This is a genomic window from Ruegeria sp. AP11, from assembly GCF_056535865.1.
The window spans coordinates 3,453,917-3,479,125 of record NZ_JBQFJB010000001.1 but is presented as its reverse complement, the minus strand read 5'-3'; the positions used below and the strand labels follow the sequence as shown (position 1 = coordinate 3,479,125).

Below are 25,209 nucleotides of genomic sequence, written 5' to 3'. Positions count from 1 at the left end.
TATGATCAGCAGGTATGCCAAGGCTGATGGCACAGGGCCTATCGGTTATCCTGCCTTTGGTCGCAGGCTCAGACTGCGCCGGTCGGTCGGTCTCAAGCAATCCGCTTTGGCCGATATGCTGGAGGTCGATCAGGCCACGATATCGCGGTGGGAAAACGAGGCTCAGGCGCCCTCGGCTGAGGTTCAGCAGGGCGTCTTTTCAATCCTTGGTCCGGTGCGAGCTCAGGATTCTGCGCTGAAAAGGCTGGTGGCCCATTCGACCGATTGCGTTCATCTGGTCGAGGAAGCCAGCCATACCTGTCTGGCTTATTCAGCCAGCCGGGCCCGTGATTGGAAGACGTCTCAGACCGCGTTGCTGGGTGTTTCGCTTTGGCAATTTGCAACGGATGAAATCCGGCAGGCCGAGGCAGAGTTGCAGAACGAAGGCTGGTGGGACATGCATACCCCTGCGCCCAAGGCGTTTCTGACCTCTGAGGCCGTGCATGACCGGATCAGGATCAGCGCGGGTCAGATCGTTTGGGAGCGGCTTTACCTGGCCGATGGCACTCCGGTACGTCTGGTCAGCGGGTCGCGAGGGCGCGCCGCATAATTTATGCGTTCCCGTGGATGAGCGGGCAGGCTAAATCCGGGGTATGACACATCCTTACCTGAGATTTGTGCAGGTCATGCTGATCTGGCTGGCGGGGCTTGGCGCTGCCACGCAGTTCGCCAAGATCGCAGTGCCCTTCGCCGATATCAGCCTGCTCTATCCTGAACAGTCCGCAGTGATTGGCTGGCTGTTGTCGATCATCAGCCTGATGGGCGCGGTGTTCGGAGCGACCTCTGGCGCGATAACCGCGCGGGTCGGGCCGATGCGCCTGCTTTTGTCGGGTCTGGTTCTGGGCGGAGTGTTGTCTGTGCTGCAAGCCAGCCTGCCGGGTTTCCACCTTATGTTGGCAAGCCGTTTGGTCGAAGGGGTGTCGCATCTGGCAATCGTTGTGGCGGCGCCCACACTGATTGCGCAGATCACCACTGGCAAAGCGCGCAATCTTGCGATGGTGTTGTGGAGCACCTTCTTTGGTGTCGCCTTTGCGCTGAATGCGTGGTTCGGTCTGCCGATTGTCGACCGTTTCGGATTGTCTGCTTATTTTGCCCTGCACGGAGCCCTGATGCTGTTGATCGCCACGATGATCGCGCTGAGCCGGATCAGGGTCGAGATGGGAACGATCAGGGAAACCGGTCGTGGATGGGCTGAATTTGTTGCGGCGCATGTCAGAACCTATCGCTCACCCTTTATCTCGGCCCCGGCGATTGGCTGGTTCTTTTATACGCTGACCTTTGTCTCGCTGCTGGCGATTTTGCCCGGACGGCTGCCCGAGGCGCAGGGCGCGTCGGTCGCGGCATTGATGCCATTAGCCGGGATCGCTTTGTCCTGGCTACTGGTGCCTCTGCTTCTGAATGCATTATCCTGCGTCACGGTGGTCAATCTCGGATTTGGTCTGGGCATAGCAGCCATCGGGATCTTGTTCATGGGCGCTCCGCTGGCGGTTGTCTGTGTCGCGTTGTTCGCGGTGTTGGGGCTGGTACAAGGCGGCAGCTTTGCGGCGGTGCCCCAGCTCAACGACACGGCAGAGGCGCAGGCGCTCAGCTATGGTGGAATGGCACAGATGGGCAATGCCGGAAACCTGCTGGGCACGCCGGTTCTGCTGGCGATTCTAGTGGGTCAGGGTGAGGCGGCAATGTTCCTGGCTGTTCTGGGCTTCTATGCCATCGCCATGATAGTGCACATGTTTCTGGGGCTGCGCCGCGAGGCGGCTGTCAGCCAGGAATGAGTATCAGCCCGCTTGCCCGGGCGTGATGATCTGGAACGAGCCATCGTCAAACTTCACGAAACAGGATGCTGTGCTCAACGGCGGCAATGTGGTTGTACGAGCGGGGGCAACACTCGATTTTACCCCTTGTTTGCAGGGCGGCAAGCTGACAGGGCGATACCCCTTGGACGCCATGCACTGAGCTTCGACCTTGTTCCGCAACCCCTGATTCACATCGACCGTATAAACCCGCCCCGGTTCCCACCAGCCGGGATTGCGATAGCACCGACCCCGACCGTCGCAATAGGTACGACCCGGCCAATAGGTCGGCGGGCTCTGTCGGACCTGATTGGCCACGGGGGCGTCTTTCAGCGCCTGCACCTGACAGGCGGTGGTCTCGGTCTGCATGCGCGCAACGCTCTCACCTTCGCGGTAGTAGAGCGATAGCGGGCCGCAAGCGGAGAGGGTCAGCAGGCAGATCAGGCCGGGCAGCAATGTTTTCATGTGCTTATCATGCCGCAGCTCAGGCAGCATGACAATTCAATTGACCGCTTTGGGGGCATCTGTCATTCAAAGATTTCAGGCAGAAGGGCCAGAGTTATGAAGGTCATCATATGCGGTGCCGGTCAGGTGGGCTGGCAGATTGCGCGTCACCTTTCGGGCGAGCTGAACGATGTGACGGTGGTCGACAACAACCCCGATCTGGTCCGCCGCGCGACCGAAACGCTGGACGTGCAGGGGATTGCCGGCTTTGCCAGCTATCCAGATGTGTTGGATCGGGCAGGGGCCCGCGATGCCGACATGATCATCGCCGCGACCCATTCGGACGAGGTGAACATGGTCACCTGCCAGATGGCCCATTCGGTGTTCTCGATTCAGCGCAAGATCGCGCGGTTGCGGTCCAAGTCGTATCTGGAAGCAATCCACTCGGATCTCTATCGCCGTGATCATCTGCCCATCGATGTGGTGATCAGCCCCGAACGCGAGGTTGCAGCGGCCGCCATGCGGCGCCTTTCGGCCCCCTCGGCCTTTGACACCGAACTTTTCATGGATGGCAAGGCGCAGCTTCTGGGCATTCGCGTCGAAGAAGACTGTCCTATCGTGAACACACCACTGCGCCAGTTGACCGACCTGTTCTCGACCCTCAGCTCGATCGTGGTGGGAGTTCGGCGCGAAGGCACATTGTTTGCTCCGGAACCGGGGGATCAACTGTTTGTGGGGGATGAATGTTACGTCTTCACCAGCGTCAAGGATGTCGATCGCACGATGGAGGTGTTCGGCAAAGCGCAGCGCAGACAGGATCGGGTCGTGATCGTTGGCGGCGGCAATGTCGGGCTGGAAGTGGCCCGGACGTTGGAAGAGCATGAAAGCCGGGTGCGCGCCAAGATCATCGAGCGGGACCGCAAGTGCGCTGAAATCGCCGCCGAGGCGCTGGAACGCACAATCGTTCTGAATGGCGACGGTCTGGATTCTGCGCTGCTGAGCGAGGCGGGCATCGAACGCGCCGATGCGATGCTGGCGGTCACTGATGATGACCGCACCAATATGCTGGCCGCTGTGCGTGCCAAGGGCGAAGGCTGCGCCTTGGCGATTGCGCTGATCAATGATCCCAGCATGGTGGCGCTGATGGGGCCGCTGGGGATCGACGCCTATATCAACCCGCGCGCCACCACCGTCAGTTCCATCCTGCGTCACATCCGCCACGGGCGCGTGCGTCAGGTCTATTCCATCGGCGATGCCGAAGCTGAAGTGATCGAGGCCGAAGTGCTGTCGACCTCACCCATGGCCGGGCAAAAGCTGCGCGATATCGACTTTCCCGAAGGTGTGCTTGTTGGCGCGGTGCGAAAGGGCGATGAGGTCTTGCGCCCGACCGGCAGTCTGCGGATCGAAGAGAAAGACGTGGTTGCCATCTTTGCCATGGCCAAAGACGTACCCGAGGTCGAACGGCTGATGCAGGTCTCGATTGATTTCTTCTGATGTTGCAGGCGCGCCAACAGCAACGGGTCGGAGTGCTGCGGCGATTGCCGCTGTTGCTGATGATCTGGGGTATTGCCGCGCTCCTGATGTGGATACCGGCGGTCTATGCGCTGACGTTGGATGATCACGAAACCTCGCGCTCGTTCTTTTATTCCGGGCTTTTGGGTCTGTTTGCGGTGTTGATCATCGCGCTGGCGATGTCGAACCGAACCCCGCGCCGTGGAACCCTGGGACAGTTGGCGGTTCTGCTGTCCGCCTTCACGATATTGCCGCTGTTTCTGGCCATCCCTTTCCACGAAGCACTGGGCACCACCAGTTTTCTGAATGCCTATTTCGATATGGTCAGTGCCCTGACTACCACCGGGGCCGATCTGTTCCCCGACCCCTCGCGCCTGAATGCACCCCTGCATCTGTGGCGCGCCCAGGTTGGCTGGATGGGCGGTCTGCTGATGTGGATTTCGGCTGCTGCGATCCTTGCCCCCTTGTCGCTGGGCGGGTTCGAGGTCACCGCGCGCGGGCAGCCGGGGCGTCCGGTCTCGGGCGTGGCGCAAAGCGAGAAGATGGACCCGCGCGGGCATCTGATCCGGGTAACACGCACGCTGACCCCGGTTTATGCGGGGCTGACTGCGGTGATCTGGGTGCTGCTGCTGATCGCGGGTGAGCAGGGCCTGACTGCCGTCTGCCATGCGATGTCGATCCTTGCGACCTCGGGCATCTCTCCGGTCGGAGGGCTCGAAGGATCAAAGGCAGGGATTACGGGTGAGGCGATCCTGTTCCTCTTTCTGTTCTTCGCCCTGTCGCGGCTTACCTTTTCGACCGACACCGCGACGTCGGGCTATTCGCGGCTGGACAAGGACCCCGAGTTCCGCATCGGTATCCTGATCGTTCTGGCCGTGGCCAGCCTGTTGTTTCTGCGCTTCCTGGCCGGGGTGGCCGAATTGAGCCTCGAAGTGACGCCGCTGCAGGCGCTGCATGTGATCTGGGGCATGATTTTTACCGCGCTGTCCTTTCTGACCACAGCCGGTTTCGAAAGCGCTAACTGGAATGATGCGCAGCAACTGTCCGGTTTGGGCACGCCGGGTCTGATCCTGATGGGGCTGGCGCTGATCGGCGGTGGGGTGGCCACCACGGCGGGCGGGGTCAAGCTGCTGCGGGTCTTCGCGCTGTATCTCAATGGCAAGCGCGAGATTGACCGGTTGATCTATCCCTCGTCGGTCAGTGGAGAGGGCGGGGGCAACCGCCGAATCCAGAGTGATGGAGCGTTCATCGCCTGGATCTTTCTGATGATGTTCGCCCTGACGCTGGCGGTGTTCGATCTGTTGCTGGCGATGATGGGGGTCGGATTCGAACAGGCGATGGTGCTGAGCGTTGCCGCCCTCAGCACCACGGGGCCGTTGATCGAGCTGGCAACCGACGTGCCGATCCGCCTGATCGATCTGTCTGTGGGCGCCAAGCTGACGCTGTGTGCGGCGATGGTGATCGGGCGGCTTGAGACGCTGGCCATCGTTGCGTTGATCACGCCCACCCTGTGGCGCGATTGACCTATCGTCAACTGTTGGTGTTACTGCCTGATTTTTCATCTGGAATATCTGCGCGCAGCACTCCATACTCCGCCGGAGGGAGCGCGTTGGTCCGCAGCGCGTAGCAAGAACAATGGCGAGATAATAAAATATGGCTTCGGACAGACAGAATCTGCAGGACGCGTTCCTGAACAATGTACGGAAAGCAAAGGTCCCGGTCACGATTTTCCTGATCAACGGTGTGAAATTGCAGGGTGTGATCACCTGGTTCGACAATTTCTGCGTGCTGCTGCGCCGCGACGGACAGTCGCAGCTGGTCTACAAACACGCGATTTCGACCATCATGCCTTCGCAGCCGATCAACCTGTATGAGGGCGAAGACGCCTCTTGATGGAACATGAGAGGGCGCGCACCCGGGCCTGGGTGCTGCATCCCGAAATCAAATCAGACGAACAGCGCCGCGTCCCCGAACCGGCGCTGGAAGAGGCGGTGGCGCTGGCTGCCGCATTGCCCGATCTGGATGTGGTCGGGTCCGAAATCGTGCGTCTGCCGCGTGCACAGGCCGGATTGTTGTTCGGCAGCGGCAAGATTGAGGAACTGGCCGACCGCCTGCATGACAACGAGATCGAGCTGGTTCTGATCGACGGCCCGGTGACGCCGGTCCAGCAGCGCAATCTGGAGAAGGCGTGGAAGGTCAAAATCCTCGACCGGACCGGCTTGATCCTTGAGATTTTCAGCGACCGTGCCCGCACCCGCGAAGGTGTGCTGCAGGTCGAGATGGCGGCGCTGAGCTATCAGCGCACGCGGCTGGTACGGGCCTGGACTCACCTGGAACGTCAGCGCGGCGGGCTTGGTTTTGTCGGCGGCCCGGGTGAAACTCAGATCGAGGCTGACCGCCGTGCCATCGACGAACAACTGGTGCGTCTGCGTCGCCAGTTGCAGAAAGTGGTGAAGACCCGAACGCTGCACCGGGCGGCACGGGCCAAGGTGCCCTATCCGATTGTCGCGCTGGTCGGATATACCAACGCCGGAAAATCCACGCTGTTCAACCGTCTGACCGGGGCTGAGGTGATGGCCAAGGACATGCTGTTTGCCACGCTGGACCCGACCATGCGGCGGGTGCAATTGCCGGACGGCCCCGAGGTAATCCTGTCGGACACGGTGGGATTCATCTCGAACCTGCCCACGGAACTGGTCGCCGCCTTCCGCGCCACGCTGGAAGAGGTGCTGGGCGCCGATCTGGTCGTGCATGTCCGCGACATCAGCCACGAAGAGACGGATGCACAGGCGCAGGATGTCGAGACGATCCTGACCTCTCTGGGTGTCGAGGATGATCGCCCCCGGCTGGAAGTCTGGAACAAGATCGACCTGCTGAGCCCCGAGGAGCGCGAAGCCGCATTGGCGCGGGCCGAGCGCGATCCGTCGATCTTTGCAATATCGGCGGTGACGGGTGAGGGCGTTGATCCTCTACTGTCCGAAATCGCCACGATCCTGCAGGGTGCGCGGCACGAGGTCACGCTGTCTTTGGGCTTTGCCGATGGCCAAAAACGCGCCTGGCTGTTTCGTCAGGATGTTGTGCGGTCGGAGGAACAGACCGAAGAAGGATTCGAAATCACGGTGCTTTGGACCGACAAACAGGCGGCCCGCTTCGCGGCACTGTGACCCGTGGCCAGCCTCATCTCAAGGAGGAACCGATGACGCGCGAAGACACTGCAAAGGTCTATCTCCGAGGGCAGATCATGGTCCCGCCAGACCGCTTGGAACATGTGCGGCAGGCTTTACCTGCGCATATCGCGCTGACACGGGCGGAGGCGGGATGTGTGTCGTTTGAGGTCCACGAAGATACGGATCAGCCCGGCCGGTTCAATGTGTCTGAGGTGTTTGTAAATCAGGCCGCGTTTGATGCCCATCAGGCACGGACGAAGAACTCGGACTGGTATGAGATCACGCAGGGCATCCCCCGGACGTATTCAATAACCTCACAGTAGCGCCCGAATGCCCTAGAGGCCGTCAATCTGGCTTTGACGTTCATCCGTATCGAACCATTCCAGCGACGATTGGATTTTGTTGTCCGGCGTCAATTCCCATTGTTCCCAACCTCGGGTGACAACACGGTTTCCGGTGGTTTTGTGATGGCCCTCAAGGGTTCTGACGAACAGGGCATGAGGTCCGGCCCAACGCATCATATCGCAACGCACTTCCAGATCGGGAAAATCCGAATAGAGCGTGCGCGCCATCTCGGCGATTGCGGCATGGCCGTGCAGGGTCTCGCCGTGATTTATGGTGACCCGGCCATCGGGCGCGAAGAAGCTTGCGACCGCTTCGGGATCGCCCGAACTCCAGGCGATGGCGTAGTCGCGCGCCAGATTGTTCAACGTATCGCGAAGGCTGCCCATGCCTTTCCCCCCTCGTGCAATGTGCCCACCTTGTGCGTTCAGGCGCAGCCGTACAACTGCGTCTACGCAGGGCGCAAAAAGGGGCGGGGATTTGCCGATATGATCAGCGCGGGTTGAGCACAGTCACGCCGACCGCCGCCGCGCGGGCAAGTCCGATATCCAGCGACATGGGGATGTATTCTCCGCGCCGCCACAGCTGGGCCTGATCGTCATAATAGCGCGATAGAAAATGTCCCGATTGGCCGGTTGCCGTTATGAACACCGAACTGTCGGGGTCGGCAAAGTCATAAACGCCGCGATAACCGGCGCCATGGACATTCTGAAATGGATCCGGCCCTTCGCCCGAGGTGCGTCCGCGCAGCAAAGTATTGTCGCCGCCGCTGGTGGACTGGCGGATATTGACGAAGAAGCGCAGCACCGGAAGCTCGCCCAATACCGGATGGTCGTGGGTGGCCTGATGCGCATCGCCCCAGCGCAGGGATTCCAGAGCGCTGCCGTAGCGTTCGGAAATCCAGATGATGGCGTCATCCAGCGCCAGCCGGGCCATGTTGGTGCAGGTCTCGACCGGGGCGCTTTGGCGAACATCGCACCAGATCGAGGCCCCGTCGATATCGCGATAAACGCGTTCGATGAACAGCGGCTCCACATGTTTGTATTCAGCCGCCAGCGGGCCAAGCTCGTCCGAGATCAGGCGGATTTGCAGCGCGCGCAGCCACGCGGCATAGATCAGGGGTTCCGGCAGATGTTCGTTCATCTCGCCGTTCCAGTTGGCCAGCAGATCCAACGCAATCTGACGTTGCCGTTCGGGCGTGCCTTCGGGCGCGGATTCGCCCGTGAACCAGAGGTCGGCACCGATCAGCGGCAGCAGCGAGCGCGCCGTGAAGCTGACCGTATCCAGTTGCGCCTCGATAAAGCTGTCGCGGGTGTGCACCTCGCGCGATTGCATCAGACGTTCCCAGCGGTTGACCCGCTGTGTGTCGCCCCATTCATACGAGACGTGACGCGGGAAAGGCCGGTCGATGATTTTGTTGTTGGTGTTGCCCAGTACGCCACCGGCTGGCGCCACGAATTCGGGGTTGTCGGAATAGGGCAATCGACCCTGCCAGCGGTTCCGCTCCAGCCAGCCGGGGGTGGGGATGCGGCCCCGGCTCTGGTTGTTCAGATCGCGCCGGGGCATCGCACCGACCAGTTTCAGCCCGATCGTGTCTTTGTCGACCAGAGACAGGTTCTGCGATGGGGCGATGTAATCCTCGACCATATCTATGGCTTCACGCACCGTATCAGCGTTCATCAGCGCCAGCGATGCGCTCATCGACGTGTCGCGCGGGCTGAGAGCCGTCCAGGACAACGAGGCCACGTGGCCCGCAGGCGTGATGGTGCCCAGATCATAATGCGTGCCCGGCAGGACAGGGCCGTTTTCGGTCCAGCGCAGGGTCAGGGTGATAGGAGCCGCGTCCTTGATCTCGATAATCGAGGGGCGGGTCTGGAACCGCTTGTAGCCAGCGGGGGTCAGGTATTCTTCGGGATTGTCGGGGTTCAGCTGTTCGATGTGAACATCCTGATCATCCAGATAAGACGATGTCACGCCCCAACCCAAACGCTCGCTGCGCCCGGCAGAGACGGCGGGAATGCCCGGAATGGTCGCGCCGATGACACCGCCTTTGGCCAGCTCCAGTCGCGCCAGATACCAAATGCCGGGGGCGGTGAGTCCCAGATGCGGATCATTGGCCAGCAAGGTACCCCCGCTGGCCGAACGCGATGGCGCGGCGGTCCAGGCGTTTGACGCGCCTGCCAGACCACGTTCGGGAAAGGGCGAAAGCGGCGTATAGGGCATCGGCGTGCCCTGCGCATATTGCGGCAGGATCGGGAACAGAGCGGCGTATTCGGGCAGGGCGGCAATCCCCGGGCCCGGCACGTCGGGCAGGATATCCGCCAGCCGCGCCGGATCATTCAGTATCAGAGACGTGCGCGCGCGCAGTACCTCATCGGCGAGATGACCGGACAATTGCAGGCTCATCAGCTTCATGATGGCAAGGCTGTCGCCCGGCTGCCATGGTGGCACAGGCGCGTTGAACAGGAACATCTCGGGGGCGCCACGGCCAAGCGCCTGTTCGTTGATCTCGGCAAGTCGTGCGTTGACCCCGGCGGAATAGGCGCGCAAGGCGGCCCTGGTATAATCGTCCTGCACCTCGACCGAGCGATGGGCGAGGCCATACAGATCCAGCCGGCGCAACAACTTGTCGACAGGTACGGTGCGCTGCCCGAATACCTCGGACAACCGGCCCTGCACGGTCCGGCGCAGGACGGTCATTTGCCAAAGCCGGTCCTGTGCGTGGGCATATCCGAGGCCAAAGAACACATCCGGGTCGGATTGGCCCAGAACATGCGGCACGTTGGCCGTATCGCGGATGATCTCGACCGGTGCGGTTATGCCTTTGACCTCAATGGTTTGGTCATATTCGGGCAGCGATTGGCTGGCCAGAAAATAGACCAGCCCCACGGCGGCGACCGCCAGCACGATCAGGCCTGTCGTAAGTCTCACCAGCCAGCGAAAAACCAGACCCATCTGTCCCTCAAGTTTCTTAAGTATTCGTTTGCGCCGAGGTTACTGGAACACCCACCGGATCGAAAGAGGAATGACACAGGAATTTGTGGATATCCAACAAAACTGAAAGCCCCGCCACAAGATGTAGCGGGGCTCGTCCGAGGGGGGGAGGGGGGGTATCTGCGGGATCAGGGAATGATGCGCGTATATTTGGTGCCTTCGACGGTGGCTCCGAACTTCAGGCCAGCCTGTCCGAAGACGGCCGCCAGCACGGGTTTGCGCAGCTGCGTGGTGTCGGTGGACAGGGATTCTCCGGTCGCATCAACCACATAGCCGATATCGGCCCCGGCGGTCCAACCGCTGGAACGGCGGAAATCGTTCAGGGCTTCTTCGGTCATGAAGAACAGCACATGCGCATATTGCTGTGCGCCGATCTGCAGGCCCGCACTGCCCGAGATGGCCGAATAATAGTCGACGGTCGCGCCCTGAATGCGCAGCGCACCCTGACCGTAGGCACCGCCAAAGATAAACCCGGCCTCGGTGATCAGCGGCATGACCAGCATCCCATTGGCCTTGTTGGCGATCTCACGCGTGTTGGGGTATTTGTTGTACATCTCGGTCAGCGTCGCATCGACGCGCGCGTCGATGGTGGCTGCGTTCGAGTTGCCGACACCGTTGCCGCAAGCCGCGGTCAGGGTCAGTCCGGCCATGCCAAAGGCAAAGCCGCGACGGCTTAGTCGGGGAAGATTGGAACTGCTCATGTTTCTCTGTCTCTGTAAATGTGCCTGAAATGTCGGGTATTCCCGATCTTGTGTGCAAGAATACGCCGATTGTGCCCGCCTGTCACGGGAAAGCTGTGCCGCTACCGCAGCAAATCGGCGAAAAATTGCGAAAAACTGAGGTGTTAGCTCTGGAGGATACGCGCGGCCTCGGGCGCGAAATAGGTCAGGATGCCGTCGCATCCGGCGCGTTTGAAGGCCAGCAGGCTTTCCAGCATCACCTTTTCGCCATCGATCCATCCGTTCTGTGCGGCGGCCTGAATCATCGCGTATTCGCCCGACACCTGATAGGCATAGGTCGGCGCGCCAAAGCTGTCCTTCACCCGGCGGCAGATGTCCAGATAGGGCATGCCGGGTTTGATCATCACCATGTCCGCGCCTTCGGTCAGATCGCGTTCGATCAGACGCAGCGCTTCGTTCGAATTTGCCGGGTCCATCTGATAGGTCTTCTTGTCGCCGGTCAGCGCGCCCGAGGCCCCAACCGCATCGCGGAACGGGCCGTAGAAGGCACTGGCGTATTTGGCGGCATAGCTGAGGATCATCACATTCTGATGCCCCGCCGCTTCAAGTGCGCTGCGCATGGCACCGATGCGGCCATCCATCATGTCGGACGGGCCGATGATGTCAGCCCCGGCCTCAGCCTGTGCCAGCGTCATTTTCACCAGCGCCTCGACGGTCTGATCGTTCACGATCTCGCCATCAACGACATAGCCGTCATGGCCGTTGATGTTATAGGGATCCAGCGCCACATCGGTCATCACCGCGATGTCGGGGGCCGCCGCCTTGATCGCGCGGATGGCGCGGTTCGACAGGTTGTCGGGGTTCCAGGCCTCGGCGCAGTCTTCGGTTTTCAGGCTTGGATCGGTGTAGGGAAAGATGCAGATCGCCGGAATACCCAGTGACTGTGCCTCAATCGCAGCTTTGGCAATCAGATCGACCGAGCGGCGCATGACGCCGGGCATGGACGGCACGGGCTCTTCGATGCCTTCACCATCGCGCACAAAGACCGGCCAGATGAAGTCATCCACCGTCAATGTGTTCTCGCGCACCAGCCCCCGGATCGCCTCGGATTGACGTGCCCTGCGGAAGCGGGTCTGCGGATAGGGGGCGATGGTGGGTTTCATGGCGCACTCTCCTTGATCAATTGCGCATTGGGTGGCATGAATTGCGCGTGGTCTCAAGGGTAACAATGGACGCGTCACTGCGATGAGGGTCCCTGCAGACAGTGAATAAGGGGCTGGTGCTTGGACATATACTCTTCGATTTTCGAACTCATCGACATGCGCAGCTTCTCGAATCTGTGGTATTGGATCGGGTTGGCTGTTCTGTGGTCAACCGCCAGCCATTGGACCATGGGCATTCCTTATGATCTGGTGGTGCGTGCGCGCCGGGTGGGCGGCCAGACCGAGCAGGACCTGCTGGACATCGTGCGCATCAATGTGAACCGCTTGCTGTATATCGTCGACGTATCCGGGCTGGTCATTCTGGCGTTGAGTTGTTTTTTCTTTACCGGTCTGGCGACACTGGGGTTTTTCTATGGTGTCGAATTTGCGCAGGCCGTGTTCCTGCTGCTTTTTCCGCTGAGCTTCGTCATGCTGGTGAATATCGCGGCGGCGCGGCGATTGCGTCGGCAAGAGAAGACGCTTGAGGCGATTTCCAAAACGCTGACGCGATGCCGGGTCTACACACAGATCATCGGCATGATTTCAATCTTGATCACCTCCCTTTGGGGGATGTACCAGAATTTCTCGATCGGCCTTTTGGGCTGGTAACCGCGAGGAAGGGCAAGGCGATGACGGCTCCGAACCAAGTAACGGTTGGCGGCGCCCCCGAGGGGTTTGACGCACAGCTTGTTCTGAAGGAAATCGATCGTTCGGGCGGGCCGGTGTGCCATATTGCGCGCGATGACAAGCGGATGGAGGCGATGCGGGCCGCGCTGGCCTTCTTTGCGCCAGACATGCCGGTTTTTGTGTTTCCGGGCTGGGATTGTCTGCCGTTTGACCGGGTTTCGCCCAATGCCGATATCGCGGCGGCGCGGGTGGCGACTCTGGCCGCGCTGGTGCACCAGATGCCGGATCGGTTCGTGTTGCTGACCACGCTGAATGCCGCGACTCAGCGCGTGCCCGCACGTGATGTGTTGCGCGAGGCGGCCTTTACTGCGCGGGTCGATCATCGGGTGGATGAGGACGCGCTGCGCAAGTTTCTGGTCCGTATGGGGTTCACCCAAAGCCCCACGGTGATGGAGCCCGGTGATTATGCCATCCGGGGCGGTATTATCGACATCTTTCCGCCGGGCGAATCCGGCCCCGTGCGGCTGGACCTGTTCGGAGACGTTCTGGACGGTGCGCGCCGGTTCGATCCTGTCTCGCAGCGCACCACGGAAAAGCTGGAGGTGGTCGAGCTTGCGCCGGTGTCCGAAGTCATTCTGGACGAGGCCGCGATCACTCGGTTCCGCCAGAACTATCGCATCGAATTTGGCGCGGCCGGTACCGATGACCCGTTATACGAGGCGGTCAGCGCAGGCCGCAAGCATCAGGGCATCGAGCATTGGTTGCCGTTCTTCCATGAAAAGCTGGAAACGCTGTTCGACTATCTGCCGGTCGCGACGATCTCGCTGGACGATCAGGTAACCCCGGCGCGGTTGGCGCGCTGGGATACGATTGCCGATCAGTACGAGACGCGCAAACTGGCGCTGGAGAACCGTTCGCGCATGGATACGGTCTACAAACCGACGCCACCGGGTCTGCTGTATCTGGATGATGCGGCTTGGGAACAGGCGGTGGGCGACCGGCGGGTGCTGCAGTTCAGCCCGCTGCCGCAAGCCAGCGGCCCGGGTGTGATCGACGCGGGCGGACGTATCGGGCGCAACTTTGCCCCCGAGCGGCAGCAGGAAAGCATCAGCCTGTTTGGTGCTTTGGCCAGTCACATCACCGACAAGATGACCAAGGGGCCGGTGCTGATTGCGTCGTATTCCGAAGGTGCGCGCGAACGTCTGACCGGGTTGATCGAGGACGAAGGTTTGGCCGAGGCAATCCCTGTGGCCAACGGCACCCGCGTTGGCAAGCGCGGTCTGCATCTGGCCGTGTGGGCGCTGGAACACGGGTTCGAAACCCCGGACCTGACAGTGATTGCGGAACAGGACGTGTTGGGTGACCGGCTGATCCGCCAGCCCAAGAAACGCCGGAAAGCCGAGAATTTCCTGACCGAGACCCAGTCGCTGTCCCCCGGTGACCTGGTGGTGCATGTGGATCACGGCATCGGCCGCTATCAGGGGATGGAAGTGGTCACCGCCGCCGGTGCCGCGCATGAATGCCTGCTGCTGGAATATGCTGAACAGTCCAAGCTGTACCTGCCGGTGGAAAACATCGAGCTGCTGTCGAAATACGGCCATGACGAGGGGCTGCTGGACCGGCTGGGCGGTGGCGCGTGGCAGGCCAAGAAGGCAAAGCTGAAAGAGCGCATCCGCGAAATGGCGGACAAGCTGATCCGCATCGCCGCTGAACGCGCCCTGCGCAAGGCGCCCGTGATGGACCCTCCGCCGCATGCGTGGGAGGAGTTCAGCGCGCGCTTTCCCTATCAGGAAACCGACGACCAGTTGCGCGCTATATCCGAGGTGATGGAGGATATGCATTCCGGTGCGCCGATGGATCGCCTGATCTGCGGCGACGTTGGGTTCGGCAAGACCGAGGTCGCGATGCGCGCCGCTTTTGTCGCCGCCATGTCCGGCGTACAGGTCGCGGTGATCGCGCCCACCACGCTGCTGGCACGTCAACACGCGGCCTCATTCAAGGAACGCTTCCGGGGATTCCCGCTGGAGGTCCGACAACTGTCGCGTTTCGTCTCGGCGAAAGAGGCGCAGCAGACACGTGACGGGCTGGCGCGCGGCACGGTGGATATCGTGATCGGCACCCACGCGCTGCTGGCCAAGGGGATACGGTTCAACAATCTGGGCCTGCTGATCATCGACGAGGAACAGCATTTCGGTGTGGGGCATAAGGAACGCCTGAAACAGCTGCGCAGCGACATCCACGTGCTGACCCTGACCGCAACGCCGATTCCGCGCACGCTGCAACTATCCCTGACCGGCGTGCGTGACCTGTCGATCATCGGCACGCCCCCCATCGACCGTCTGGCGATCCGCACCTATGTCAGCGAGTTCGATGCCGTTACAATCCGCGAGGCGCTGCTGCGCGAACACTATCGCGGCGGACAGAGCTTCTATGTGGTGCCGCGCATTTCGGACCTGCCCGAGATCGAGGAATTCCTGAAAGAGCAACTGCCCGAGCTGACCTATGTGGTCGCCCATGGGCAGATGGCGGCAGGTGAACTCGACGACCGGATGAACGCCTTCTATGACGGTAAATATGACGTGCTGCTGGCCACGACGATTGTGGAAAGCGGGCTGGATATCCCGACCGCGAACACGATGGTTGTGCATCGGGCGGATATGTTCGGGCTGGCGCAGCTCTATCAGATCCGGGGCCGGGTGGGGCGCTCGAAAACCCGTGCCTATGCCTATCTGACCACCAAGCCGCGCCAGCGGCTGACGGCGACTGCCGAAAAGCGCCTGCGGGTCTTGGGATCACTGGATACGCTGGGGGCCGGGTTCACGCTGGCGTCGCAGGATCTCGACATTCGCGGTGCGGGCAACCTGCTGGGTGAGGAACAGTCTGGCCAGATGCGCGATGTAGGCTATGAGCTTTATCAGTCCATGCTGGAAGAGGCGATTGCCAAGATCAAGGCCGGTGAGATGGAGGGGCTGTCGGACGCCGATGACCAATGGGCGCCGCAGATCAATCTGGGCGTGCCGGTGCTGATCCCCGAGGATTACGTGCCCGATCTGGATGTGCGCCTGGGGCTTTATCGTCGCCTGTCGTCGCTGTCGACCAAGGTCGAGTTGGAAGGTTTCGCCGCCGAACTGATCGACCGTTTCGGAACGCTGCCGAAAGAGGTCAACACCCTGATGCTGGTGGTGCGCATCAAGGCGATGTGCAAACGCGCAGGCATTGCCAAGCTGGATGGCGGGCCAAAGGGCGCGACGATCCAGTTCCACAATGACAAGTTCGCTTCACCTCAGGGGCTGGTCGAGTTCATCCAGAACCAGCGCGGGCTGGCCAAGGTCAAGGACAATAAAATCGTTGTCCGGCGCGATTGGAAAAAGGACAGCGACAAGATCAAGGGGGCCTTTGCGATCGCCCGCGATCTGGCCGAGAAGGTCGTGGCCGAGAAGAAGAAGGCCAAAGCCTAGTCGCCGGTCACGAATGTGCAAAGCTGCCACTCGCCCGTGTCGGATTGGACCAACGCGGCGCGGTAACCTACCATTGATGTCAGAAAATCGCTGAGCAGGTAGCCCGGTGTTCCGTCAGTCAGCCGGATTTTCTGGTATTCCGCATCGGGCTGAAAGTCAGGCACGATCACTATCTCATGGCTGACCAGCGCCAGGATAGCCGCACCGCGCGACGGGGTCTGGCGCAGCGTGACGCTTTCCCCCGAGACAAAGAAGGCCGTGAACGGGTCCACCGAAGCGGGCAGGGTGATCCGCCAGTGATGCGGCATCCAGAATTCGCCCTGATCGTCGAAATATCCCGGTTGCGAAAGCGTTTCCTGCAATTGCGTCCAGTAATATTCGCGAAGCTCTGCGGCTTCGTCCTGAAATTCTTCGCCAAGCGTTTCCGGGGGGACGGTGAGGTTGGTGTGAAACTCTTCCGGGCCACCGGCGCTGCCATGGCTGAGATAAATGTCGGGGCAGGCGGCGGCGGTGACGGCGTCGGTGTCGCGCGCCATGATCTTCGCCAGCAGGTCGGCGCGGAATGCGACCAATGAAGGGTTTTTGTCCGCCTCATCGACGGGCGGAAAGGTCTGGCGCTGCGCAAGGGCCGGGCCAGCGATCAGCAGGCTTGCCACCAGAAGGGTCACTTTCATTCAGCGGCCCTCATCGCGGCCTGGGCGCAGAAACATGATGCACCGACGGCACGATCCGCGCGGGCAAGCGCGAGATCCAGGCGTTGCTTGATCTGGCGGATTTCCACCGTCTCACCACGTGCCTTCAGGCAATCATGCAACCCCTTAAGGCTCCAGACATTGTCCGGGTGAACCGAGGCACGGCTGAGCGCTCCGCCAAGACCCAGATCCTCGCGATAGGCAGCTTCGGCCTCGGCGACGTGGCCCTGTTCAAACAACAGCGCGCCCAGCGCGTGGCGGGTGGGCTGCATCCAGCCCCAGGGCTCGTCATAGGGCAGCGTATCGTCCAACTCGACCGAGCGGCGCAGATGAGCGTAGGCGATCTCGTAATTGCCTTTGCGATACTCGATCTCGCCGCGCAGCATTTCGGCTGCGATCTCCAGCAGGTCGATGACACGGTTGTTGTGCAGGCGGCGGGTCTCGGGCACGCAGGTCTTGGCGGCGAGGAACAGTTGTTCTTCGGATTCGGCCTGTGTCACTTCGCCGGTGGCCGCATGGGCGATGGCGCGGGCGTAATGCGTGGTCGCGGTGAGCGTGCGATAGAGATCAGGGTCCTCGGGCAATGCCAGCGCCTTCGCCTCTTCCCATTGGCCAAAGCGGATCAGGATATGGGGGCCCATCGACATGTAGCTTTCGAAATAGTCCGCCATGGGCGGGCTTTCGATCCGCAGCATATCTTCGGGGGTTGTGTCCCACAGGCCCTGATTGGCGCGCAGGGCCGGTTCCATCTGGCCGAGGAACAAAGCGCCATAGATGGTGAAGTGATAGTTGTGCTGGCGATAACCGGTGTAGATGTTGAACGCGCCCTCACGCTCGTAATACTTCAGATCGGCGACCGAGGCCTGCGCGTTCCAATGGACGACGTTTTGGTAGTGGCCGCAGAGCACGTCGATATGGGTTGGCATATGTACCAGATGCCCCGCATCGGGCACCAGAGTGCGCAGGATATCACCGGCTTTCAGGGCTTTTTCCGGCGTCGGCGACATCTCCATCAGATGGACATAGAGGTGTAGAAGACCGGGATGCGACATCGCCGCCGGGTCTTCGGCCATCGCCGTTTCCAGCGCCTCTTGCGCCTCGAGCGTGGCCGCGCCTTCGGCGGGTTGCCCGGTTTTCAGGTTCCACATCTGCCATGGGGTCAGATTCAGAAGCGATTCCACATAAATCGTGCGCAGGTCCAGATCGTCCGGGTGATCAGCGAAAGCCGCGCGCATGGCGTCGGCATAGTCATAGTCCCACCGGTGCATATCCTCGGCCGGATCCCGCTGCGGGTACCGGGCAGGCAGCGCGCGGATCAGCGCCGCCTCGACCGGCGTGCATTTGTCCAGCAAAGCCATCGCGCGTTGCATCGCGTCATAGGCAGTCGCCAACGCATTGGTTTGGCCCTGTTCGTCGCGCAATTCCCACGGCAGGTTGTAGTTCGGCCCTGCCGCATAGGCGACGCCCCAATGGGCCATGGCACAGTCGGGGTCATGCTCGGCGGCTTTCTGGAAACAGGCAACCGCCTCGTCATGGTTATAGCCATAGGTCCAGACCAGCCCGCGATCGAACCAGAGCTGCGCCTCAGGTGATGACGTGCTGACCGCACAGGAATATGTGCCCAGATTGTAATAGTCGCTCATGAATCCCCTCCCCACTGAATGCAGGCAGGTTAGCGCGATTCATACGCTCTGCACAGATCAGGCGGGCAGTCTGTTTTCGATCCGGCCCATATGCAGCATCAGCCCAAAGCCAAGGATGCACATGATCAGAACGGCGGTCGTCAGTGGTGTGATCGAGCCATCGAACAGCAATCCGACCGGGGCCGCAATCGCTGCCGCCAGCACCGTTGCGATTGAACCGATTACAGATGCGGCCATGCCTGCGATATGGCCCATCGGCTCCATCGCGATGGCGTTCAGGTTGCCCATGGTCACGCCTGCCATGAAGAATATTGACGTCTGCCAGGCTACGAACAGGCCGAACGAGGTGTCGGGCGACAATGGGGTCATGTTCAGGAAGACGACGCCGCTTGTGATCAGGATTTGTGCGCCAAGGGCCCAGGTCACCATCCGGCGCATGCCCACACGGATCACCAGCGCGGCGTTTAGCAGACTGGCCGAGCCAGAGAACAGCGCCACCACACCAAACCAGAACGGGAAGCTTTCGGCCCGGCCATGTATGACATCAAAGATCGGCTGCACCATGGTCAGCATGGTGAACAGCAGCCCCATGCACAGTGTCTGCACAAGGATCGACAGGCGCACGGTGGGATGGGCCATCATCTCTTGCACAGCTGCGATCATCAGCGGCAGACGGAAGGGGCGGCGGTTTTCGGGGGCCAGGGATTCGGGCAGGCGCAGCGCCATCCAGATTATGATGATCGACGCGAACAGGATGAAGGACGCAAAGATACCGCGCCACCCGACCAGAGCGATAACACCCGCACCCAGCAGCGGCGCGATTGCCGGAACCAGCGTGAAGATCATCATCGCAATTGAGATGATGCGGGCCATTTCGCGCCCGGCAAAGAGGTCACGGATGATAGCCATCGCGACAACGCGCGGGCCGGCGGCACCCAGGCCTTGGGCCACGCGTGCAGCCAACACCAGTTCCAGCGACGAGCTGGCCCAGGCGACGGCAGAGGCAAGAATATACAAAGCCGCGCCGCCAAAGATGACCGGCTTGCGCCCGACCGCGTCGGAAATCGGTCCGGTGAAGAAGGTGCCGATCCCCATACCCAGAACAAAAGACGTCAGGATCAGTTGCGCTTTGTTGAGGTCACCGGGGCTGAGCTCTGCCCCGATCTCGGGCAGGGCGGGCAGCATTGAATCGATCGAAAAGGCGATCGTGGCGAACATCATCGCGACCAGCGCAATGAATTCGCCCCGGGACATGCGATTGGTCATGGGGAGCTCCTTCCCAGCAGCGCTATCACGCTGCTGCGGGTTGGACTAGATCAGGAATGCACAGAGGTATGTGCTATTCTGCAGGAGAAGCCTCAATCTGAGACATGATCTCGGCGATCACTTTGCCCCACAGTTCAGGCGGTTGCGCGCCGGGAACCGCATGTTGATTGGCCACGATATAGGTGGGCACCGAGTTCACGCCCATCTCGCGGGAATGCGAATCGCGGGTTCGGATATCCTCTCGGTCGGCGTCCGATTTCAGCAGTTTCGCCACCACGGCAGCATCCATACCGGCGCTGTCGGCGATATCGGCCAGAACTTCATGGTCGCCGATGTCTCGCGCCTCGACGAAATAGGCGTTGAACAGCGCGTCGACCACGGCGTTCTGTTTGCCCTCGATCCCGGCCCAATGGATCAGGCGGTGGGCGTCCAGCGTGTTGGGGGTGCGTTTCATGCCCTCGAAATCGATCTTCAGACCGGCGTTTTCTGCATGTTCGACCACGGGCGCATAGGCGCGGACAGCACCGTCCTTGCCACCGAACTTGCGCTCCAGATACTCACGCCGGTCCATGCCTGCGTCGGGCATGTCCGGGTTCAGCTGGAAGGGGTGCCACTCGATCACAAACGGGTGGTTCGGTACTTCGGCCAACGCCTTGTCCAGATGGGTCTTGCCGATATAGCACCAGGGGCAGATCGGGTCGGACATGATGTCGAGCTTTACGGTCTGTGTCATTCGGGCGTCGCCTTGAAATAGGCCGGCAGGGCGCGGCGCAGGAGTTTGCCGTTGCCTCCGGTGGGCAGGGCGGGCAGGTGGACAAAGGCGCGCGGCTGTTTGTAGCGCGCCAGCTTGTCAGACACATAGGCGCGCAGCTCGTCCGCGTCCAGTTCTTCGGGGCCGGTGTAGAAGGCAACGATGATCGAAGCATCCTGTTTCACCTCGACCGCCGCCGCGCCGACCTGCGTGATGCCGGGATGGGTGGACAGGGCGGTCTCGACCTCGACCGGGGACACCCGATAGCCGCCCGCATTCATCATGTCGTCATCGCGCCCAAGATAGATGATCTGCCCGTCCGCCGCCATCGCCCCCTGATCGCCGGTCAGGAACCAATTGCCGGTCATACGAGCCTGTGCCTCTTCGGGGGCGTTCAGGTAGGTCAGCATCAGGCCGGGATCATTACGGTGGATAGCAATTGTGCCTTCTTGCCCCTGCGGAACCGGGCCGTCCGGTCCGACAATGGCGACACGGCGCCCGGGCTGCGGCTGGCCCAGAGCGTCTCTGCGTGCCGGGTGGCTTGGGCTGGAGGAGATGAAGGTCGAGCATTCGGACATGCCATAAGCCTCATAAAGCTCGGTGCCCGTGGTCTGCAGCCAAAGCTCATGCAGGTGGTGCGACAGTTTCTCGCCCGCGCTGAGGCCGTGCCGCAAGTTGGGCAGGGTTACGCGTGCCGGGTCCTGCAGTATCTTGCGATAGACGCCGGGTGCGGCGGCGAAGATCGTGGCCTTGTGGGTGTTCAGCAATGTAGCCAGATCCGAGGTGTCGGTCCCGGGCTCAGGGATCAGTGCAGTTGCACCAATAGTCCAAGGGTCCATCAACCCGGTGCCCAGCGTATAGGTCCAGTTGAACGCGCCCGCATGGCACAGCCGGTCGGATGGCGTCAGCCCATACCAGCCCTCAACCATCATCTGCCGCGCCCAGATCGCCCGATGCGCATGGGCGACCGCACGAGGTTTGCCCGAGGTGCCCGAAGTATAGACCACATAGGCCATCTGGTCTGGGTCTCCCATCTCGAACTGCGCCGGGGGCCGGCTGCGTATCTCGGTCAGATCGAGCAGGGTGATCTGACGCGGATGCGGGGCGCAGGGCACGTCGGGATCGCGCAGGATCGCAGCCGGGTTCAGGTCTTTGATGATGGCTGCCGTTTCCGTCTGGGTCAGCTGCGACGAGGTCGGAACCGGAACCAGCCCCACCGCGATGGCACCCAGATAGGCAATCGGGAAATCGACCGTGTTGCCCAGCCGCATGAGCACGATATCTCCGGCCGTCAGCCCCGCGTCGAGCAGGCCGGTTCCGGTGCCAAGGATCGCAGCCTGCAGCTCTGCATAGCTCCAGTCACTGGCAGAGTGCGGGCCGAGAACGGACAGAGCCGTTTTGTCGGCACAGTCATTGGCATGGCGCAGCACATGCGCGGCCAGATTGAACGGGCTGGGGCAGGGCGCGAAGGGTCCCTGATCAAAGATCGACAACATGGCCCACGGCTATCGCTGGTTGCGGCGCGTTGCAAGCGGCGCGGGCTGGGCCTATAGAAAGAGCCATGACCACGAAAGATCATAACTCCATCGTCCGCATCGCGCGCGACAACGGCATCAGCACCGAGCTTGAGCCAGTCGATCTGGGCGCGCGGGTGCGCGAACTGCGCAAGGCACGGAATTGGACGCTTGAACAGGCGGCCACGCAGGCGGGACTGGCGCGGTCGACGCTCAGCAAGATCGAAAACGGCCAGATGTCCCCGACCTATGACGCGCTGAAAAAGCTGGCGACGGGGCTGGAGATTTCGGTGCCACAGCTATTCACGCCGCCGCAGCGGGATCAGGTGATTGGCCGTATGTCCGTGACCAAGATGGGGGAAGGTGCCGCGCACGCGACCGCAACCTATGAACACGAGCTGCTGGCCGAAACGCTGACCAAAAAGCAGATGCTGCCCTATCGCGCCCGCGTGCGTGCGCGGTCGATGGAGGAGTTCGACGGCTGGGTGCGTCATGATGGTGAGGAATTCTTATATGTTCTGACTGGTGTGGTACGTCTGTTTACCGAATTCTATGAACCCGTCGAGATGCGCCGGGGCGACAGTGCCTATTACGATGGCAGCATGGGGCACAATGTCATCTCGGTCAGTGATGAGGACGCCACGATCCTTTGGGTGACGTCACTTACTTAAGGATTGAGCCGCCTCGCGGTTCAGCGCTTCGGTGAACAGGAAATCCTCAAGCTCTTCGCGCGCTTCGTTTACGGTCAGATGATGGCGCTCGGCCAGATAGGCCTCGAACTGTTTGCGGTCTTCGCCAACGCGCGCCATGTCCGTGTCGCGCAGGTTCGGAAACCTGCGTTTAGCGCGCTCATACGACGCGCCCCAATCTTGCGTCAGATCAGCCCAGTTTAGCATCTGCGAGCCTTCCTTTGTTGGTGTTTCAGGATAGCTCTCCCCCAAGTCAGCTTACGGAGCGGGGGGCGATGCTGCGGACATGACAAAATGTCGCAGGGCGTTAATTGGTCGACCAGAGACAAAAACCCGCTGCGGTAAAACCGCAACGGGCGCACGGACCTGCTGTTTAGTGAGTGGCGGCCGGTCCGTTATTCTTCTGGCTGAAACAGCCAGTTCAGCAATACATACCCGATAAATACAGCAATTATCTGCATTAAGATGAACATCGGGATATGCGCAGGGTATATCCCGGCAAATGTATCCGTAAAGCCCCTTGCGATGGTAACAGCCGGATTCGCAAAACTTGTTGAAGACGTGTACCAGTAGGCGCCAGTGATATAGAGACCCACAAGCGCTGGTACCGTATCCGGTTTGTGCCGAATTCCGCCGAATATCACAAAGAGCAGGCCCAGCGTTGCGATGATTTCCGAGAACCATTGGTGCGATCCGGTGCGGTGCAGGGTTTCTGAACTCTGCAGAATCGGCAGGTCGAACATATAGTGGCTGGCCCATACGCCGACGATGCCGCCAGCGATCTGGACCAGCATATAGGGCGCGACCGCGCGCCAGGGATGTTCACCACGCAAAGCGAAGGCCAGCGTCACTGCAGGGTTGAAATGCGCGCCCGAGACGGGGCCAAGCGTGGTGATGATGGCGTAAAGCATGCAGCCGGTCGCAATTGCATTCGCCAGAAGCGCCAGCGCGATGTTCCCGCCCGCCAGCGTCTGCGCCATGATGCCCGATCCGACGACCCCGATCAGCAGGAATGCGGTGCCGAGGAATTCAGCAAAATACTGACGGGCATTCATGTGATCTCTCCGATACGACTGAGTTGAGCGGTTAGCTCGTCGTTGTCCATGGTCTCGATGGGCAGGGCCAGCAGGGCCTCGGCGCGGCGACCCAGAATGTCATAAGCGGTGCGGAAGGCGGTGTCCCAATCGGCCTCGGATGCGGCGGCAGGGTCTTCGACGCCCCAATGGGCGCGGACCGGAGCACCAGGCCAGACGGGACAGGTTTCCTCGGCGGCCGAGCCGCAGACGGTGATCACCATGTCCATTTCGGGCGCGTCTTCGGCAGCAAATTCATCCCAGCTTTTGGATCGGGAGTCACGGACATCGTGGCCTTCGCTGCCCAGCAGCGTCAGCGATTGCGGATGCACTTTGCCGGCCGGATTCGATCCGGCAGAGTAGGCGCGCACGCGCCCGCCGCTGGTGTGATTGAAGATCGATTCCAACAGTATCGACCGGGCAGAGTTGCCCGTACAGAGAACCAGTATGTTCATGCGGAAGTCCTTGCGTTGGTAGGGGATCACTCGACCATGCGGCCGATATCGTCCACCTTGTGTTGCAATGAGATACGGTCGAGCGTTTCAAAAGGCAGGCTGGCAAACGCGGTGAGACGATTGTGCAGCAGCCCATAGGTCTGTTGAAACGCCAGTTGCTTTTGCGCCCCGGTGCCCTGGGCCTTGACCGGGTCGGGCAGGCCCCAATGGGCGCTGATCGGCTGGCCCGGCCAAGCGGGGCAGGCCTCGTTGGCGGCGTGATCGCAGACGGTAAAGACGAAATCCACCTTCGGCGCGTCATTGGATGCAAACTCATCCAGCGATTTCGAGCGCAGATCGGAGATGTCGTATTCCTTCTGTTGAAGCAGCTCCAACACGTTCGGGTTCGGCCCCTCTGACGGGGTGGTTCCGGCAGAGAAGGCACGGAACAACCCGTTGCCCTGACGATTCAGAATGGCCTCGGCCATGATCGAGCGGGCTGAGTTTCCGGTGCAGATGAAGAGGGCGTTCATCACGCGGTTCGGCTGAACCACCAAAGGCTCATCGGAAGGTTGCAGACACAGATCGGGGCGATTCTGACAGCAGTCCCCCAACAGACCGTCGAACAGACCACGCACGGCGGACAGGTTGGCGGTGTATTGCAACGACGTGCCAGCGCGGGTCTGTTCGATCAAACCCGCAGCCTTGAGCGCGCCCAGATAGGTTGAGGTCGTGTTGGGTTTCAGCGCCAGCGCCTCGGCGATTTGACCCGCCGGGACGGAATCCGGATAGCGGCGCATCAGCAACCGGAACAGGTCCAGCCGTTTGGGGTGCGCAAGCGCGCCTAATCTGTCATGAATCTCTATTTCCATATTTCATGAAATATGGAAAT

At 61.1% G+C, this 25,209-nt stretch carries 24 protein-coding genes; 10 read left to right on the top strand and 14 right to left on the bottom strand.

Features of this window, described 5'->3' with window-relative positions; genetic code table 11:
• The first annotated feature begins 1 nt into the window (after position 1).
• Both ACR3E4_RS17370 and ACR3E4_RS17365 read left to right on the top strand, forming a co-directional pair.
• Positions 2-589, top strand: coding sequence for a helix-turn-helix domain-containing protein (locus ACR3E4_RS17370; protein WP_480532122.1), 588 nt, complete (start codon positions 2-4; stop codon positions 587-589).
• Between the two features lie 43 nt (positions 590-632).
• A complete protein-coding gene (locus ACR3E4_RS17365) occupies positions 633-1,811 on the top strand; it encodes an MFS transporter (RefSeq protein WP_480532124.1) in 1,179 nt (392 codons plus the stop codon).
• 3 nt (positions 1,812-1,814) lie between these two features.
• Here ACR3E4_RS17365 and ACR3E4_RS17360 read toward each other — a convergent pair whose 3' ends face one another.
• Positions 1,815-2,294, bottom strand: a complete 480-nt coding sequence (locus ACR3E4_RS17360) for a hypothetical protein (RefSeq protein WP_480532126.1) — start codon at positions 2,292-2,294, stop codon at positions 1,815-1,817.
• Positions 2,295-2,390: 96 nt separating this feature from the next.
• Between ACR3E4_RS17360 and trkA the strand changes: the two genes are divergently transcribed.
• The 5 genes from trkA (at position 2,391) to ACR3E4_RS17335 (ending at position 7,275) form a co-directional block, all read left to right on the top strand.
• Positions 2,391-3,767, top strand: coding sequence for a Trk system potassium transporter TrkA (gene trkA / locus ACR3E4_RS17355; RefSeq protein ID WP_480532128.1), 1,377 nt, complete (start codon positions 2,391-2,393; stop codon positions 3,765-3,767).
• Positions 3,767-5,308: a TrkH family potassium uptake protein gene (locus ACR3E4_RS17350; protein WP_480532130.1), complete on the top strand. Its 1,542-nt coding sequence runs from the start codon at positions 3,767-3,769 to the stop codon at positions 5,306-5,308. The genes trkA and ACR3E4_RS17350 overlap by 1 nt, the downstream gene beginning before the upstream one ends.
• Before the next feature lie 130 nt (positions 5,309-5,438).
• The gene (gene hfq, locus ACR3E4_RS17345) at positions 5,439-5,678 is read left to right on the top strand and encodes an RNA chaperone Hfq (RefSeq protein ID WP_005982826.1); all 240 of its coding nucleotides are present in this window, start codon (positions 5,439-5,441) and stop codon (positions 5,676-5,678) included.
• Entirely contained in the window at positions 5,678-6,949 is a 1,272-nt protein-coding gene (hflX, locus tag ACR3E4_RS17340) for a GTPase HflX (RefSeq protein ID WP_480532132.1), read from the top strand. Before hfq ends, hflX begins: the two co-directional genes overlap by 1 nt.
• A gap of 32 nt (positions 6,950-6,981) precedes the next feature.
• Positions 6,982-7,275: a putative quinol monooxygenase gene (locus ACR3E4_RS17335; protein WP_480532134.1), complete on the top strand. Its 294-nt coding sequence runs from the start codon at positions 6,982-6,984 to the stop codon at positions 7,273-7,275.
• Positions 7,276-7,287: 12 nt separating this feature from the next.
• Here ACR3E4_RS17335 and ACR3E4_RS17330 read toward each other — a convergent pair whose 3' ends face one another.
• From ACR3E4_RS17330 to hemB, 4 genes are all read right to left on the bottom strand, one after another.
• A complete protein-coding gene (locus ACR3E4_RS17330) occupies positions 7,288-7,683 on the bottom strand; it encodes a nuclear transport factor 2 family protein (RefSeq protein WP_480532136.1) in 396 nt (131 codons plus the stop codon).
• Between the two features lie 103 nt (positions 7,684-7,786).
• On the bottom strand, positions 7,787-10,249 hold the full coding sequence (locus ACR3E4_RS17325) for a penicillin acylase family protein (protein ID WP_480532138.1): 2,463 nt from the start codon (positions 10,247-10,249) through the stop codon (positions 7,787-7,789).
• Positions 10,250-10,416: 167 nt separating this feature from the next.
• Entirely contained in the window at positions 10,417-10,989 is a 573-nt protein-coding gene (locus ACR3E4_RS17320) for a lipid-binding SYLF domain-containing protein (RefSeq protein WP_480532140.1), read from the bottom strand.
• Positions 10,990-11,132: 143 nt separating this feature from the next.
• The gene (gene hemB / locus ACR3E4_RS17315; protein WP_480532142.1) at positions 11,133-12,131 is read right to left on the bottom strand and encodes a porphobilinogen synthase; all 999 of its coding nucleotides are present in this window, start codon (positions 12,129-12,131) and stop codon (positions 11,133-11,135) included.
• Positions 12,132-12,251: 120 nt separating this feature from the next.
• Between hemB and ACR3E4_RS17310 the strand changes: the two genes are divergently transcribed.
• Together ACR3E4_RS17310 and mfd are read left to right on the top strand one after the other, a co-directional pair.
• Positions 12,252-12,779 carry a component of SufBCD complex gene (locus tag ACR3E4_RS17310; RefSeq protein WP_480532144.1) on the top strand — a complete coding sequence of 176 codons (528 nt, stop codon included), beginning with the start codon at positions 12,252-12,254 and terminating at the stop codon, positions 12,777-12,779.
• A 20-nt stretch (positions 12,780-12,799) separates the two neighbouring features.
• Entirely contained in the window at positions 12,800-16,255 is a 3,456-nt protein-coding gene (gene mfd, locus ACR3E4_RS17305) for a transcription-repair coupling factor (protein WP_480532146.1), read from the top strand.
• On the opposite strand, the gene ACR3E4_RS17300 is transcribed toward mfd, so the two are convergent.
• From ACR3E4_RS17300 to ACR3E4_RS17280, 5 genes are all read right to left on the bottom strand, one after another.
• Entirely contained in the window at positions 16,252-16,929 is a 678-nt protein-coding gene (locus ACR3E4_RS17300) for an SH3 domain-containing protein (RefSeq protein ID WP_480532148.1), read from the bottom strand. The genes mfd and ACR3E4_RS17300 overlap by 4 nt on opposite strands.
• Positions 16,926-18,590 carry a tetratricopeptide repeat protein gene (locus ACR3E4_RS17295; protein ID WP_480532150.1) on the bottom strand — a complete coding sequence of 555 codons (1,665 nt, stop codon included), beginning with the start codon at positions 18,588-18,590 and terminating at the stop codon, positions 16,926-16,928. Before ACR3E4_RS17295 ends, ACR3E4_RS17300 begins: the two co-directional genes overlap by 4 nt.
• A gap of 57 nt (positions 18,591-18,647) precedes the next feature.
• Positions 18,648-19,856 carry an MFS transporter gene (locus tag ACR3E4_RS17290; protein WP_480532152.1) on the bottom strand — a complete coding sequence of 403 codons (1,209 nt, stop codon included), beginning with the start codon at positions 19,854-19,856 and terminating at the stop codon, positions 18,648-18,650.
• Positions 19,857-19,929: 73 nt separating this feature from the next.
• Positions 19,930-20,589, bottom strand: coding sequence for a DsbA family oxidoreductase (locus ACR3E4_RS17285; RefSeq protein WP_480532154.1), 660 nt, complete (start codon positions 20,587-20,589; stop codon positions 19,930-19,932).
• Positions 20,586-22,103 carry a class I adenylate-forming enzyme family protein gene (locus ACR3E4_RS17280; protein WP_480532156.1) on the bottom strand — a complete coding sequence of 506 codons (1,518 nt, stop codon included), beginning with the start codon at positions 22,101-22,103 and terminating at the stop codon, positions 20,586-20,588. The genes ACR3E4_RS17285 and ACR3E4_RS17280 overlap by 4 nt, the downstream gene beginning before the upstream one ends.
• A gap of 65 nt (positions 22,104-22,168) precedes the next feature.
• Between ACR3E4_RS17280 and ACR3E4_RS17275 the strand changes: the two genes are divergently transcribed.
• Positions 22,169-22,792, top strand: coding sequence for a helix-turn-helix domain-containing protein (locus ACR3E4_RS17275; protein ID WP_480532158.1), 624 nt, complete (start codon positions 22,169-22,171; stop codon positions 22,790-22,792).
• Here the strand turns inward: ACR3E4_RS17275 and ACR3E4_RS17270 are convergent.
• The 4 genes from ACR3E4_RS17270 to ACR3E4_RS17255 form a co-directional block, all read right to left on the bottom strand.
• Complete coding sequence (locus tag ACR3E4_RS17270; protein WP_480532160.1) at positions 22,781-23,017, bottom strand: hypothetical protein; 237 nt, start codon at positions 23,015-23,017, stop codon at positions 22,781-22,783. The genes ACR3E4_RS17275 and ACR3E4_RS17270 overlap by 12 nt on opposite strands.
• Positions 23,018-23,205: 188 nt before the next feature.
• On the bottom strand, positions 23,206-23,865 hold the full coding sequence (locus tag ACR3E4_RS17265) for an aquaporin (protein ID WP_480532162.1): 660 nt from the start codon (positions 23,863-23,865) through the stop codon (positions 23,206-23,208).
• Positions 23,862-24,338, bottom strand: a complete 477-nt coding sequence (locus ACR3E4_RS17260; protein WP_480532164.1) for an arsenate reductase ArsC — start codon at positions 24,336-24,338, stop codon at positions 23,862-23,864. The genes ACR3E4_RS17265 and ACR3E4_RS17260 overlap by 4 nt, the downstream gene beginning before the upstream one ends.
• Before the next feature lie 26 nt (positions 24,339-24,364).
• On the bottom strand, positions 24,365-25,189 hold the full coding sequence (locus ACR3E4_RS17255; RefSeq protein WP_480532166.1) for an arsenate reductase/protein-tyrosine-phosphatase family protein: 825 nt from the start codon (positions 25,187-25,189) through the stop codon (positions 24,365-24,367).
• Positions 25,190-25,209: the final 20 nt, after the last annotated feature.

Bases quoted from the DNA above. Each gene is read 5' to 3' on its own strand.
- ACR3E4_RS17335 (WP_480532134.1), top strand. From the start codon at position 6,982: ATGACGCGCGAAGACACTGCAAAGGTCTATCTCCGAGGGCAGATCATG.
- ACR3E4_RS17300 (WP_480532148.1), bottom strand. From the start codon at position 16,929: ATGAAAGTGACCCTTCTGGTGGCAAGCCTGCTGATCGCTGGCCCGGCC.
- ACR3E4_RS17265 (WP_480532162.1), bottom strand. From the start codon at position 23,865: ATGAATGCCCGTCAGTATTTTGCTGAATTCCTCGGCACCGCATTCCTG.
- hemB (WP_480532142.1), bottom strand. From the start codon at position 12,131: ATGAAACCCACCATCGCCCCCTATCCGCAGACCCGCTTCCGCAGGGCA.
- mfd (WP_480532146.1), top strand. From the start codon at position 12,800: ATGACGGCTCCGAACCAAGTAACGGTTGGCGGCGCCCCCGAGGGGTTT.
- ACR3E4_RS17275 (WP_480532158.1), top strand. From the start codon at position 22,169: ATGACCACGAAAGATCATAACTCCATCGTCCGCATCGCGCGCGACAAC.
- ACR3E4_RS17325 (WP_480532138.1), bottom strand. From the start codon at position 10,249: ATGGGTCTGGTTTTTCGCTGGCTGGTGAGACTTACGACAGGCCTGATC.
- hfq (WP_005982826.1), top strand. From the start codon at position 5,439: ATGGCTTCGGACAGACAGAATCTGCAGGACGCGTTCCTGAACAATGTA.
- ACR3E4_RS17280 (WP_480532156.1), bottom strand. From the start codon at position 22,103: ATGTTGTCGATCTTTGATCAGGGACCCTTCGCGCCCTGCCCCAGCCCG.
- ACR3E4_RS17270 (WP_480532160.1), bottom strand. From the start codon at position 23,017: ATGCTAAACTGGGCTGATCTGACGCAAGATTGGGGCGCGTCGTATGAG.
- ACR3E4_RS17330 (WP_480532136.1), bottom strand. From the start codon at position 7,683: ATGGGCAGCCTTCGCGATACGTTGAACAATCTGGCGCGCGACTACGCC.
- ACR3E4_RS17290 (WP_480532152.1), bottom strand. From the start codon at position 19,856: ATGACCAATCGCATGTCCCGGGGCGAATTCATTGCGCTGGTCGCGATG.
- ACR3E4_RS17255 (WP_480532166.1), bottom strand. From the start codon at position 25,189: ATGGAAATAGAGATTCATGACAGATTAGGCGCGCTTGCGCACCCCAAA.
- ACR3E4_RS17295 (WP_480532150.1), bottom strand. From the start codon at position 18,590: ATGAGCGACTATTACAATCTGGGCACATATTCCTGTGCGGTCAGCACG.
- trkA (WP_480532128.1), top strand. From the start codon at position 2,391: ATGAAGGTCATCATATGCGGTGCCGGTCAGGTGGGCTGGCAGATTGCG.
- ACR3E4_RS17350 (WP_480532130.1), top strand. From the start codon at position 3,767: ATGTTGCAGGCGCGCCAACAGCAACGGGTCGGAGTGCTGCGGCGATTG.
- ACR3E4_RS17260 (WP_480532164.1), bottom strand. From the start codon at position 24,338: ATGAACATACTGGTTCTCTGTACGGGCAACTCTGCCCGGTCGATACTG.
- ACR3E4_RS17370 (WP_480532122.1), top strand. From the start codon at position 2: ATGATCAGCAGGTATGCCAAGGCTGATGGCACAGGGCCTATCGGTTAT.
- hflX (WP_480532132.1), top strand. From the start codon at position 5,678: ATGGAACATGAGAGGGCGCGCACCCGGGCCTGGGTGCTGCATCCCGAA.
- ACR3E4_RS17365 (WP_480532124.1), top strand. From the start codon at position 633: ATGACACATCCTTACCTGAGATTTGTGCAGGTCATGCTGATCTGGCTG.
- ACR3E4_RS17360 (WP_480532126.1), bottom strand. From the start codon at position 2,294: ATGAAAACATTGCTGCCCGGCCTGATCTGCCTGCTGACCCTCTCCGCT.
- ACR3E4_RS17320 (WP_480532140.1), bottom strand. From the start codon at position 10,989: ATGAGCAGTTCCAATCTTCCCCGACTAAGCCGTCGCGGCTTTGCCTTT.
- ACR3E4_RS17285 (WP_480532154.1), bottom strand. From the start codon at position 20,589: ATGACACAGACCGTAAAGCTCGACATCATGTCCGACCCGATCTGCCCC.